Consider the following 13,184-nt stretch of genomic DNA (forward strand, 5'->3'; position numbering starts at 1 on the left):
AAACGCTATTATGATAAATAAACCGCTGGCAAAACAATATTTTCTAGACCAAATTGTTTTAACTCCATAGCAAAATTTTCGATATGCTGTTTTGATGCGCTTTGCCATGTTTTGGCTACACCACTAACACCATGATTATGAAATGCATTAATTCTAATTTTTATATTAGCATCGAACTGCTTTAAAAAATTGGCTAAATGTTTGGCATTGTCCTGTAAGTCGGTGTGTTTGGGAATGATGAGAAATCGAACTTCATACAATTTATTGATTTTTGCAAGATATTCAATCGACTGTTTAACTCTTACATTATCTCTACCGGTTAAAGCAACATGTACTTGATTATCCCATGCTTTAAGATCAATCATGGCGCCGTCCATGACATTGGCTATTTTTTGCCAGCCCAGTTGGGGAAGATAGCCATTACTGTCAACAAAACAGCTAAGGTGTTTTAAATCATCGGCTTGTTTAATCGCTGTGAAGAGCTTTTCAATAAAGGGTAATTGTAGCGTTGCTTCACCACCACTGAGGGTTATGCCATTTAAAAAGGGCAGATACTTGCGAATGATGATTAAAATCTCTTCAACACTGTAACGATAAGTCATCGGCGTTGAATGGTATAAACAAGTATTTATACAAGTATCGCATTGTTGGCAAGCGGAGCTTTGCCAGATAACTTTATTATTACTGAATGTTAGCGCTTGGTGTGGACATGTAGTCACACAATCGCCACAATCCCGACAAAATGATATGGTATAGGGATTGTGGCAATTTAAGCATTTAAAATTGCATCCTTGTAAAAATATAACTAATCGGTTTCCTGGCCCGTCAACACATGAAAAGGGTAAAAGTTTATTAACGATTGCCCATGACTTGTTCATGACTTATAACCCGTGGTGTGCGGCATAAATAACTGTTATTCACTGTATCTTGTGCAGCCTCGCTACCTAAAAACGTGGTATTGATACGGGAACCTTCTTCTTTATATTTTTTAATATCAGATAATCTCACCATGTAGCCTGTTACCCGAACAAGATCGTTACCACTGATATTGGCAGTAAATTCACGAAAACCAAACTTAAATGCTGCTTTACAAATCTGTAATAACGCTGAAGGATTATTTTTAATCGTTTCGTCGATCGTTAAAATATCACTAATGCCAGAAGTATAGTAATGGTGATGTTTAAAAAGCGCCATAATATGAGTAACCGGATCTGGCTCATGACCATAAGGAATACGTAATCCCGGTGTGGCGCCTCTATCAGTACTAATACCGGATTGGGCATGGAGCATTGCTTTGCCTTTCCATGCGTATTTAATATCATGAGTCTCGACAAAATCAGCAAGCTGTTTTGATATTGTGGTCGCTAATTCATTGGCATCTTCATCCTGACCATAGCGACCGCTAAAGCCCGATTTTTCCTGAAGAATATTAACTGCTTCTGCCATGGCGTAAATGCCAAACATTGGCGCAAATCGGTTAGCATCAATCAGCCCTTCTTTGATTAAGAAGCTATTTTGAAAGAAGTTCGATTTTTCAAACAAAAATGCTGAACGGGCTTTGATTAAGTTTAGCTGTAATTGGCAGTACAAAGGTAAACTATTTTGTAAAAAGTCCTCAATATTTTTACTGCGTTGCGCAACTTCTTTTAAGTTAATTCTTGAAAGGGTACTGCCCCCTCCGGCAATTGGTAGAGAGTTATAACAGCTGACAACGCCATAGCCTTTTTCGTCAAAATCTTTTTTGATCATCTTATTATTGGCTATATGTGGTTTAGCCGTTTCACAAATGTTTTCAATCGCAACGGATAATAATGCTTCCGGCGTGATATCTTCGTCATAAATAAAAGTTAAATTAGGCGCAACTTGTTTAAGTTCTCGATCAATTCTTAAGATCAAACGGCAGATGATATTATCATAAGGACCAATATTTGCATGCATAAAGGCATCGGGCAAATTACGATCTAACATTATCCAGAAATGTCTTAATCGTTGATAAAGTTCATCTTCGGTTAAATCACCCACATAAGGGAGTAATACTTGATCTAAACAACCCAGATAAACGGGCATACCGGTGACAGACGGTACATGATGATAAGCAATGGTCAGCATATTTATTGCATCATCAAAGTTTTTGGCCGGCTCAAGTTCTAAATACTCAGACCCTTGTTTAAGAAATTTTGCATAATCCGGCAGGACATAACGAGGTTTGTAAGGCGCATGGCCTTCGTACATATCACAAATCACTCGCTCATTAAGGGCATTTTGTGTTTCGCTATCTAAATCAACATAAGGTAAATTATTTTCCGCCGCTAATGCCAGTAAATTGGCTTTTTGTTTAGGTGATAAATTGGGGTCGGTGACAATATCATAACAGTTTTGTTGAAATTCATTCATTTGCATAATTACCTCAGTGCACAAAGCAAGTATATTAAAATCTTGTTAATATTCAATCCTTGATAGCAATCAGCCATGTTAGTTATTGAGTAAAATCAACCAACAACCTATCTGCAAGTTTGACTATCAAGGAGCGTTAAATCTAAAAATTTATTTATCAATAATAAATTGTGTTGGCTCGTAATCGGCTGCATTAATTGGCGAATGTTCTTCAAAATATTGACGCACCGCATCAGCCTCACGATAACCGGTATCAACAAACGTTGGTAGTTTATTCATGATCGGATAACCATCACCACCTGCTGCTAGAAAATCTAATGTTGCAACCCGATACATTTTCTGCAAGTCAATCGGCTCATTATTGATTTTTACCTCTTCTATATTATTGCCTGAACGCGTTAAGGTAATATTTTTTAAGTGGGTAAAACCGCCAGATCCCTGTTTTTTGCTTAACGCCACTTTCAAGTAATCAATTAATTCACTTCCTGTTAGTTCGAAATAGACAACACTATTACCAAACGGCTCAACTTTCAAGATATCACGATAAGTTATGTCACCTTCAATGAGTGAATCACGAATCATACCGCCAGCCATAATGCCAACATCAGCATGTGTTTTTTCAATAAAAGCGCTAAGTAATAATTGTCCTAGATTGCTTTGTTGATATCGAACAACACTGCGTTCGCCTTCGAGTCGACCAATTAACTCGCCACTTTTAACTAATAACTGTTGTTTACCTTGTTCTTGATAAGGTTTTAGTTTTTCAAATAGCTGTTCATCTTGCGCTATCTGCTTAGTATAGTACTCAAGCTTTTTCGTGTCGTTGCCATTATCGACTTCTTTTTTTAAATTAATTGGTATGAGTTGATAATTTTGTAATGTAATTTTGCCGTTTAAAAAGACAAAATCTGCTCGACCGACATATTTACCCCACTCATGTGCTTGCACAATCCATGTACCATTTTGTTGATCCGGTGAACATGGTGTCCCCGGAACATATTCGGTAATACGCTTATTGCTACTTGCCATACAAACAGGATTTTGAGAATGACCGCCAACAATCATATCAAGATCGCCGGTTTCTAAGCCTCTGGCTAATTCAACATCACCCGGAGCCATTGTGCCGTGTTCACCATTTTCAAAGTGTCCCATATGGGTTACGGCAATAATCATATCCGGCCGTTCAGTTTTTTTGATCTGAGCGATAATTTTTTGCGCCTCGGGTAACGTTTGGCGAAATTCGACACCGTCGGTATTTTTTGGCGACGCTAAGTAAATCGTATCATCAGTGGTTAAACCAAAAACTGCCACTTTAATACCATTTAAGTCAAACATTTTATAGGCATCAAACACACGATTGTTTGTGCCTTTAAAGTAAGTATTGGCTGATAAAAAAGGGAAATGTGCCCATTTTTGTTGCTCACGAATAATCGATAAAGGGTGATCAAATTCATGATTACCCACTGCCATGGCATCATAACCAATTTCATTCATGCCAATAAAATCAGGTTTAGCTTGAAGCACATCTGATTCAGGAACACCAGTATTAATGTCACCACCGGATAGCAGCAATAATTTGCCTCCTTTGGCGGTCACCTCTTTTCGAATTTCATCCACTACTGTTTTTTGAGCTGCAAGCCCATATTCGCCAATATCATTTTGCCAAAAACGACCATGATGATCGTTAGTATGCAAAATTGTAAACGAGTAAGGCTTGTTTTTTTCCCAAGTAGGCGCGATTGATTGTTTGGTTGCTACAGCTGCAATCGCATTGACTGAAAAAAGCCCTAAGATAAACAGTAGTGTTAATTTTTTATTTAATTTTAAACCATTCATGGTAGTGTTCCTAAATCCTTTTATAAAATGATTATTCTGTTATTATTTTATAAATTAGTTGTGGTTCTTTAGCGCTATCACTGATTGTAATGTTGTCATACAATTTTTGTTTAATTGCATCAAGTTTATCTGTGTTAGCGTGGATAGTGAGTAACGCCTCGCCTTGCTCAACTTTATCTCCCACTTTTTTATGCAACACAATGCCAACAGCAGGATCGATAACATCATCCTTAGTGGCACGTCCAGCACCTAATTGCATAGCTGCAATACCGATTTGATCGGCAATAATACGTGAAACATACCCGGATTTTAGTGCCGGTAAAGCAATTTGGTATGGTGCACTAGCTAATTTTTCAGGGTGATCAACCACAGAACTGTCGCCACCTTGTGCTTCAATCAAGGTTTTGAATTTTTCAATCGCTTGACCGTTTTGGATCACAGCTTGAAGTTTTTCTCTGGCTTCATCTAACGTTTTTGCTTTATCGGCAAGCACAACCATTTGACTACCTAGTGTTAACACTAACTCCGTTAAATCTGCTGGACCTTGTCCTTTTAAGGTATCAATTGCTTCTTTAACTTCTAAAGCATTACCAATAGCAAATCCTAAAGGTTGTGACATATCGGAAATGATTGCCATAGTTCTACGACCAATTTGGTTACCGATGCTGACCATTTCACGGGCTAATTTTTCTGAATCCTCCATGCTCTTCATAAGTGCGCCGTCACCGGTTTTAACATCTAGCACAATGGCATCAGCGCCAGCGGCTAGTTTTTTACTCATAATGGAGCTGGCAATGAGTGGAATAGAGTTAACAGTTGCTGTTACATCACGTAATGAATAAAGCTTTTTATCTGCTGGAGTTAAGTTACCTGATTGTCCAATAACAGCTACACCTTTTTCATTAACTTGATTAATAAATTCTTGTTTACCTAATTCAATTTGAAATCCTGCAATCGATTCAAATTTGTCATTTGTACCGCCGGTATGACCAAGGCCTCGTCCCGACATTTTCGCTACCGGTACACCTAATGCAGCAACTAATGGGGCAAGTACTAAAGTGGTAGTATCGCCAACGCCTCCAGTTGAATGTTTATCAACTTTGATACCTTTGATTGAAGATAGATCAACAGTTTCACCAGAATACATCATTGCACTGGTAAGGTCTGCACACTCTTTTGATGTCATACCTTGATAGTAGATAGCCATAAGTAAGGCACTGACTTGATAATCGGGAATGGTACCGTTGGTATAATTGGTGATGAAAAATTGGATCTCTTCAGTAGTAAGAGGGTTACCATCACGTTTTTTTTCAATAATATCTACAAATCTCATTAATATTCTCTCTTTATAACAATAAAACTAATTAGCTATTTGTTTGGTTTATATAACGTGTTAATTACTTTGGATAAGCCGAAAAACATCGGCTTAATAGTAGCAACGACAATAAACACAGGTAATCGCTAAAACCTTAAATATCGTAGTGTCTTGTTTGGTAAAAACTAATCTAAATCACTCGGTGAAAAAGACCAAGGTAATAATTCGCCGACCGTTGTTTCTTGTATTTTGCCCTGCATATTAGTCAAAATAACCGGCATATCTTTGGCGCTAAATTCACTAATTACTTGACGACATGCGCCACAAGGTGAAATTGGTCCCGCCGTGTCACCTATAACCACCAGTTTTTTAAACTTACGCTTACCTTCTGAAACCGCTTTAAAAATCGCTGTACGCTCAGCACAGTTAGCTAATCCGTATGAAGCATTCTCAATATTACAACCTAAAATAGCTTCATCATCTTCAGTAATCAGTACAGCGCCTACTTGAAACTTAGAGTAGGGCACATAAGCTTTAGAACGTGCGGTTTTAGCCAGTTCAATCAGTTTTTCAATTTGCATAGTAATAATCCTTTGAATCTTAAATTGTGCTATTTATTTTGTGGTTGATGACTAACCGCTGATTGCAAGTCTAATTGGTATACCCCAAAACCTAATTTATCTTTTTCCAGATAATTAATTTTATACAGTGAATTTTTTTCAATAAAGGCTTTAGCTTCATCAGTTGGGGACGACTCGAAACGAATATCCAATTTGGTTTTACTCTTTATTGGAGAAATTCGCCAATTATTATCAACTGTCACATTAACCACCCCGTCTTTTTTGGTGGTGTTGCTAATATAAGCAGAAAGAATAACTCTTAAGTCATCAGGTGAATTAAATTTAACATTTTTACCGCCAGTGCCCGGGAATGCACCGGTATAGGCTCGATAATTATTGGTCGCAATCAAAAATGCTTGTTTAGGATCAATCGGTTTTTGCTTATAAGTCAAGTTTTTGATTCGCTCAGAATCGGCATTAATTAACTGACAATTACCGTCATAACGAGCGGGTTTAGTAATGTCGATTTCGTAACTAACGCCATCGATCGTATCGAAATTATAAGTTCTGAAATGATCCCAATTTATTAAGTATTGTGGTTTGGTCGATTCAGTGTCAATTTGATTATAAACGCCAGCTGAACACTCAAGCCACTCTTTCACCTCTTGGCCGGTAATTTTTACCGCTGACAATAAATTAGGATAGAGATAAATATCAGCGGCATTTCTAAACGTCAGATCGCCTTTTTTAACATCCACAAAGGCAGTTGGATCGTTTTTTCGCCCTCCAGCTTTAAACGGTGCAATAGCAGATAAAACAGGGAGATTATCCAGATCCGGATCACCTTGAATAAATTGTTTTACATAAGCAATTTGCGCATCACTAATAATTTGTAGTGCTGAGGTATCTTCAACTAAAGCTAGATAGCTATTGATATCAGTTGATACTTTACCAATCGGTTTGCCGACAAATTCACGGGTACCTTGATGATCTTCTTTAAGTGCATTGATAATTGTTGTATCAACATCAACCAGCGCTTGTTTAGTTTTGACATCATAAATTGGACGGGCTTGAGATTGACCAGCCGTGACTTGCCATTTTGCTTGATCACCTTCAAGCACTAAATCAACGACCCCTAAATGGCTGCCCCATTGTCCGGGCATTACTGCCGGCACATTGTTAATGTTGCCTGTTTTAATGTCGGTATTTGGCAGTGAGCTAAAATCCTCGCTTGGGAAAACGCCATGAGCATGACCGAACATAATTGCATTGATGCCTTCAACTTGGCTTAAATAGTATACAGAGTTTTCAGCTAAGGCTTTATAAGGTTCAGACGAAACGCCGGAATGTGGAATGGCGATAATGACATCAGCACCTTGTTTTTTCATTTCAGGAACTAATTTTTTAGCCGTTTCGGTAATATCTTTAACCTCGACTTTACCTTCTAAATTTAACTTATCCCACTGTATAATTTGGGGCGGAACAAAGCCAATATATCCAATGTTGACGGTATGTTTATTCCCTTCTCTGTCAATAACAGACGTTGGGATAATGATATATTGTTTAAAAAACGGTTTACCGGTTTTGGCATCATAGACATTGGCGTTAATATAAGGGAATTTAGCGCCGGCTAGGCTTTTTTGTAAAAAATCTAAGCCGAAATTAAACTCGTGATTACCAATGTTTCCAACAACATAATCCAGCGTGTTCATCGCTTTATAAACTGGGTGTATCTCGCCGTCTTTCAGTCCTTTTTTGACTGCATAATCAGCCATAGGACTGCCTTGAATTAAATCACCGTTATCAACCAATACGCTGTTTTTTACTTCACTTCGAGCTTGATGAATCAAATTAGCGGTTTTAGCTAATCCAAAGGTATCAATAGATTGGTCTTTAAAATAATCATAATTCATCATGTTGCCGTGCAGATCGGTTGTTTCAATAATTCTTAAATCAACCGTTGCGGCATGGAGAGCGCCAGAAACGAATAGTGTTAGTAAGGTTAAAGTTAATTTGTTTTTGGTCATGTACATCTCCTTTTCGCAATATTGTTATTCATTAACAAGTACTAATAATCTATTTTGATATTTGATAAATCGCTCAATTATGGCAGGGTGATATTGATGATTGTTGATTGCCAATTGTAAACAATGCTTATCATTTTCGGTAAAAAATGACAGTGCTAAATCGGTTAATCGCATTTTTTCCGCATCTTCAACAAAAGCGGCATCGATACCGCATAGCGTAATATCGAGTAATTCCAATCGAGTAAAGTTAAAAATCGATTGCGCCAAATGGTACTCTTTTTCAATATCAGTACCAAAAATGCCGGCATCATCAGTATTTAAGGTAATGGGCACGCCTTTATCATAAAGTTGTCGTACCGGATGATTGTGGATATCACCATGTAATTCATTGACTAAAATTCGGTTACTGGTAAGGGCGATTTCGAGTGTGATTTTTTTGCTGACTAACTCATCAATGAGCTTTTGATCTTCAATGGCACGAATACCATGCCCGATTCGGTCTGCACCATGTTTAAGCGCTTGAATAATACTTTCAGCACAATCAATCTCACCAGCATGATAAGATTTTTTTAAATTCAATTTAGACGCAAGTTGATGAGCCTTTTCAAAATCATCAAAATGGCCGGCTTTCTCATTACCAGCGATATTAAATCCGGTAATAAATGGATGAGGATTATTTTCAATAAATTGTAGTGTATCGTACACCACATCAACACCTAGATGACGTACGCCAATTACATGGTATCTGACAGTGATATTATGTTCTTTTTGAACATCAATAATCGCCTTATCCATTTGTTTTAGTGTTTGATGAAATCTTTGTTGATTCCAAATGACTTGATTATCGGTGTGCGTTGCGCAGATATGATAGGGTGACAAAAACAGTTCGCAGTATATTAGACCTTGTTTAGCATTTCTGCTTAGAAAATCATAAGTAATGAGGTAGTAATCTTCGGGCGTTTTGACGAAATTTGAAACAGTGTCGTAGGTTTGAATAAATTGAACAAAATCAGTTTCATCATATTGATAGCGACCATTTGTATATTCATTTTTATCGTATTGGCCGGGTTGATAACATAAAGATTGGGGAAAAGGGAGATGATTTTTATCGGCTAATTTTTTAGCCATAAAAGGGGTAATGCTACCTTCGACATGTTCGTGGAGTATGACTTTAGGAACTATTTGCTTATTCATCGAGTATTTATCTATTTAAGTAAACTTCTTAAGTACTTAGAATAGTGAAAATTAAGTACTAACTAAGTGGCTTTTGTCACGATTAATCGCTAATTGCAATCTTGTGATATTTTACCTTGATATGGGGTATCTTTTCCATACATTTTGTGTGACTTAACGCTATTTTTGTGAAGCAGGTTGGTTTTTTTGAGAGCTGGCAACAATCATGATTGCTGCCAGCATATTGGTACTAAGTTTAGTTGTATCTCAATATTTTATACATTAGCTAGCCATTTTTTTTGTTACATTGGTTTAACAATGAAATGGCTAACGCTGTATAAGCATACGTAAGTTTTTAGGCTTACCTCACTATATTAATTAGCAGCTTAAGCGGTTTTTTGCTCTGCACTGTCATTTTTAAATATTAACATAAATATAATGGCTAAAACTAAAGAATAGCCAGCAAATACTAACCACACATTATGCCAATCGATGATATTTTCACTTGACGTAAAACGGTCAACAACAATACCACTAATCATCGAACCTAAATAAGCGCCTAAACCATTGGTCATGGTCATAAATAAGCCTTGCGCACTATTGCGGATACTGGTTGAAACGGTTTTTTCAACATACATTGAGCCAGAAATATTATAAAAATCGAAAGCACAACCATAAACTATCATCGATAAAAGCAATAAAATAAAGCCAAATGGCGACGGATCACCGTAGGCAAATAAGCCAAATCGTGCAACCCAAGCTAACATACTAATTAGCATCACATATTTAATGCCTAAACGTTTCATAAAAAACGGGACAAATAAGATAAATACCACTTCAGAAATTTGCGAAATAGAGAGCAGTACTGAAGGATACTTGACCACTAAACTATCAGCATATTCAGGGATCTTCTCAAAATCGTGTAAAAATGGATTACCGAAAGTATTGGTTATTTGTAAAATGCCACCAAGGAGTACGGCGAACAGAAAAAAGATCGCCATTTTAGGTTGTTTAAATAATACAAAAGCATCTAGCCCCAAAGAACTTAATAATGATTTTTCTTTGGTCTCATTTTTGGTGGTTTGGATTAAAGGCAATGTTAATGAGTAAAGGCTAAGTAAAATAGAGCTGCCAGCAGCAATATAAAGTTGCATGTTGCTCAATTCTAATTGTAAGAAGCTAACTAACCACATGGCGACAATAAAGCCTATTGTTCCATAAATTCTTATACCCGGAAATTGTGTAATAACATCCAGTCCTTGAGACTCTAAACAAGAGTAAGAAATCGAATTTGAAATAGCGATAGTTGGCATAAATGCTAAGCAGTGAATAAGCATCACAATCATCATTAAAAATGGTGAAGTGATTGAAGCAGCTAAAAATAGTGTTATCGCGCCGATTAAGTGGCATAAAACATAAAGGCGGTTAGCCGGGATCCAGCGGTCGGCTACTATGCCGAGTAAACTTGGCATAAATAATGAGGCAATTCCCATAGTCCCATATACAGAGCCAACTTCAATGCCGGTAAATTCCAATTTACGCATCATATAAGAGCCTAAAGTAATTAACCAGCTCCCCCAGATGAAAAATTGAAAGAAAAATATAACTTTAAGTTGTAACTTGGTATTCATTTCGATTCCTTATTAAATGAGATCTTTTATAACCTATCTATTAACTATTAATGAATAAATTTAAAACTTGTTACCACAGAATCAATCCCGATTTACTGGTGATAACACAATAAGCTTGAGTGACTAAAATTTTATAAGCACTTAACTCGATAAAAGTTGATTAACCAATAGTATCCAAAGTGATAATTTTAACACCTTGTAATTAATCAAAAAAAAATGGCAGAAATCTGCCATTTTTGTTAATTTTGGTTTAACAATACTGATTCGAGCGCAACAGTTATCATCTCTTTAAAGCCAAGCTGACGTTGTTCAGCTGACATGGCTTCACCTTTACGAATATGATCCGATACGGTGCAAATTGCCAAAGCTTTTGCGCCATACTCTGCTGCTACACCATAAATACCAGCGGCTTCCATTTCGACACCTAAAATATTATATTTTTCCATGACATCAAAAAGTTCCGGCTCAACGCTATAAAAAAGGTCGGCTGAAAAAAGATTACCAATTTTAACATTTACATCTAAGCTTTTAGCTGCATTGACTGCATGACAGATGAGATCGAAATCGGCAATCGCTGCAAAATCGTGATCTTTAAAACGTAATCGGTTTACTTTTGAGTCAGTACAAGCGCCCATACCGATAATAACATCGCCCAACTTAACATCCGGGCTAATTGCCCCGCAAGATCCGATGCGAATGATATTTTTTACGCCGTAAAACTTTACCAGCTCGGTAGCATAAATAGAACAAGACGGAATGCCCATTCCATGCCCCATAACAGACACTTTTTTTCCTTTATAGTAACCGGTAAAACCTAACATAGATCTGACGTTGGTGACTTCCTTTGCATCTTGTAAAAATGTTTGCGCAATAAATTTAGCACGAAGCGGATCGCCCGGCATTAAAACAGTTTGCGCAAAATCATTTTCAGCAGCATTAATATGTGGGGTTGGCATCAAATTCTCCTGATGATATATCTAAAAAATGTATTAATAAAATAAAACTGGTTACTTATTTGCCGATAAATGATTCACCATATTCCATTGGTGATAAATCAAAATAATCAGCAACACTTTGCCCGATATCAGCAAAGGTTTTGCGATGACCTAAAGAACCAACTGGCACACTGTCACCATAAACAAGAACAGGAATATGCTCACGAGTGTGATCCGTTCCTGGCCAAGTTGGATCGCAGCCGTGGTCAGCACTGATAATCAATAGATCACCCGGCTCGATGAGTGCAAGCATTTCCGGTAAGCGTTTATCAAAATATTCTAACGCTGCTGCATAACCGGCAACGTCACGTCTATGCCCATAAGATGAGTCAAAGTCGACAAAATTTGTGAACACAATGGTATTATCTTTGGCTTGTTTAATTTCGTTAAGTGAGGCATCAAATAGAGCTTCGATACCGGTTGCTTTAACTTTTTTAGTGATACCAACTTGCGCATAAATATCGGCGATTTTACCGATTGAAACCACGGTACCTTGTTTTTCATCAACCAGTTTTTTTATCATGGTTGGAGCAGGTGGCTCTACTGCTAAATCATGACGGTTACCGGTACGAACAAATTCGCCAGCTTTTTGACCGACAAAAGGTCTGGCAATAACACGCCCAATGTTGTAATCACCTTTATTGAGTTCATCACGAGCGATTTCACAAATTTCATAGAGTCTATCTAATCCGAAAGTTTCTTCGTGACAAGCGATTTGAAATACCGAATCGGCAGAGGTGTAAAAAATAGGTTTGCCACTTTTCATGTGCTCTTCACCAAGATCATCAAGAATAATGGTACCCGAAGAGTGACAATTGCCAAGGTAACCGGGCAATTTAGCACGAGTGACAATATTATCTAATAGTTCTTGCGGAAAACTGTTGGTGGTGTTGGTAAAATATCCCCAATCAAAAAGTACCGGTACACCGGCTATTTCCCAGTGGCCAGAAGGGGTATCTTTACCGGAAGAAATTTCACTAGCATAACCATATGATCCGATTATTTCGCCTTCGGTAGCCATGCCTTGCGGATAAGATCCGGTCGATTCATATGCAGCTTCAATTAAGCCTAATTTGCCTAAATTAGGTAAATGTAATGCACCTTTACGACCTTCATCGGCATTACCTAAGGCACACTCTTGAGCGATATGACCTAATGTATCTGAACCTTCATCCCCATATTTTTTTGCATCTTCTGCGCCACCGATCCCAAAAGAATCTAGGATCATAATAAATACTCTTTTCATAATTTCC

At 37.4% G+C, this 13,184-nt stretch carries 10 protein-coding genes; all 10 read right to left on the minus strand.

The window, feature by feature from the left end; genetic code table 11:
* Positions 1 to 8 precede the first annotated feature (8 nt).
* Positions 9 to 878 (minus strand): YjjW family glycine radical enzyme activase, encoded by an 870-nt coding sequence (locus J3U42_RS02305; protein ID WP_267335274.1) that lies wholly within the window; start codon positions 876 to 878, stop codon positions 9 to 11.
* Positions 853 to 2,400 carry a YjjI family glycine radical enzyme gene (locus J3U42_RS02310; protein WP_416380427.1) on the minus strand — a complete coding sequence of 516 codons (1,548 nt, stop codon included), beginning with the start codon at positions 2,398 to 2,400 and terminating at the stop codon, positions 853 to 855. The genes J3U42_RS02305 and J3U42_RS02310 overlap by 26 nt, the downstream gene beginning before the upstream one ends.
* A gap of 144 nt (positions 2,401 to 2,544) precedes the next feature.
* Positions 2,545 to 4,230 (minus strand): bifunctional UDP-sugar hydrolase/5'-nucleotidase UshA, encoded by a 1,686-nt coding sequence (ushA, locus tag J3U42_RS02315; RefSeq protein WP_267335278.1) that lies wholly within the window; start codon positions 4,228 to 4,230, stop codon positions 2,545 to 2,547.
* Between the two features lie 31 nt (positions 4,231 to 4,261).
* Complete coding sequence (locus J3U42_RS02320) at positions 4,262 to 5,563, minus strand: pyrimidine-nucleoside phosphorylase (protein WP_267335280.1); 1,302 nt, start codon at positions 5,561 to 5,563, stop codon at positions 4,262 to 4,264.
* A gap of 167 nt (positions 5,564 to 5,730) precedes the next feature.
* Positions 5,731 to 6,126, minus strand: a complete 396-nt coding sequence (locus J3U42_RS02325; RefSeq protein ID WP_267335282.1) for a cytidine deaminase — start codon at positions 6,124 to 6,126, stop codon at positions 5,731 to 5,733.
* 29 nt (positions 6,127 to 6,155) lie between these two features.
* The gene (locus J3U42_RS02330; protein ID WP_267335284.1) at positions 6,156 to 8,132 is read right to left on the minus strand and encodes a bifunctional 2',3'-cyclic-nucleotide 2'-phosphodiesterase/3'-nucleotidase; all 1,977 of its coding nucleotides are present in this window, start codon (positions 8,130 to 8,132) and stop codon (positions 6,156 to 6,158) included.
* 24 nt (positions 8,133 to 8,156) lie between these two features.
* A complete protein-coding gene (gene add, locus J3U42_RS02335; protein ID WP_267335286.1) occupies positions 8,157 to 9,326 on the minus strand; it encodes an adenosine deaminase in 1,170 nt (389 codons plus the stop codon).
* A gap of 365 nt (positions 9,327 to 9,691) precedes the next feature.
* Positions 9,692 to 10,936: a nucleoside permease gene (locus J3U42_RS02340; RefSeq protein ID WP_220217736.1), complete on the minus strand. Its 1,245-nt coding sequence runs from the start codon at positions 10,934 to 10,936 to the stop codon at positions 9,692 to 9,694.
* Between the two features lie 239 nt (positions 10,937 to 11,175).
* Entirely contained in the window at positions 11,176 to 11,892 is a 717-nt protein-coding gene (gene deoD / locus J3U42_RS02345; protein WP_220217735.1) for a purine-nucleoside phosphorylase, read from the minus strand.
* A 55-nt stretch (positions 11,893 to 11,947) separates the two neighbouring features.
* On the minus strand, positions 11,948 to 13,177 hold the full coding sequence (locus J3U42_RS02350; protein WP_267335288.1) for a phosphopentomutase: 1,230 nt from the start codon (positions 13,175 to 13,177) through the stop codon (positions 11,948 to 11,950).
* Between the last annotated feature and the right edge of the window lie 7 nt (positions 13,178 to 13,184).

This window comes from Gilliamella sp. B2923 (genome assembly GCF_026536565.1).
Lineage (GTDB): Bacteria > Pseudomonadota > Gammaproteobacteria > Enterobacterales > Orbaceae > Gilliamella.

Excerpts from the sequence above, each read along its gene's own strand:
- J3U42_RS02305 (WP_267335274.1), bottom strand. The coding sequence starts at position 878 with ATGAACAAGTCATGGGCAATCGTTAATAAACTTTTACCCTTTTCATGT.
- J3U42_RS02310 (WP_416380427.1), bottom strand. The coding sequence starts at position 2,400 with ATGCAAATGAATGAATTTCAACAAAACTGTTATGATATTGTCACCGAC.
- ushA (WP_267335278.1), bottom strand. The coding sequence starts at position 4,230 with ATGAATGGTTTAAAATTAAATAAAAAATTAACACTACTGTTTATCTTA.
- J3U42_RS02320 (WP_267335280.1), bottom strand. The coding sequence starts at position 5,563 with ATGAGATTTGTAGATATTATTGAAAAAAAACGTGATGGTAACCCTCTT.
- J3U42_RS02325 (WP_267335282.1), bottom strand. The coding sequence starts at position 6,126 with ATGCAAATTGAAAAACTGATTGAACTGGCTAAAACCGCACGTTCTAAA.
- J3U42_RS02330 (WP_267335284.1), bottom strand. The coding sequence starts at position 8,132 with ATGACCAAAAACAAATTAACTTTAACCTTACTAACACTATTCGTTTCT.
- add (WP_267335286.1), bottom strand. The coding sequence starts at position 9,326 with ATGAATAAGCAAATAGTTCCTAAAGTCATACTCCACGAACATGTCGAA.
- J3U42_RS02340 (WP_220217736.1), bottom strand. The coding sequence starts at position 10,936 with ATGAATACCAAGTTACAACTTAAAGTTATATTTTTCTTTCAATTTTTC.
- deoD (WP_220217735.1), bottom strand. The coding sequence starts at position 11,892 with ATGCCAACCCCACATATTAATGCTGCTGAAAATGATTTTGCGCAAACT.
- J3U42_RS02350 (WP_267335288.1), bottom strand. The coding sequence starts at position 13,177 with ATGAAAAGAGTATTTATTATGATCCTAGATTCTTTTGGGATCGGTGGC.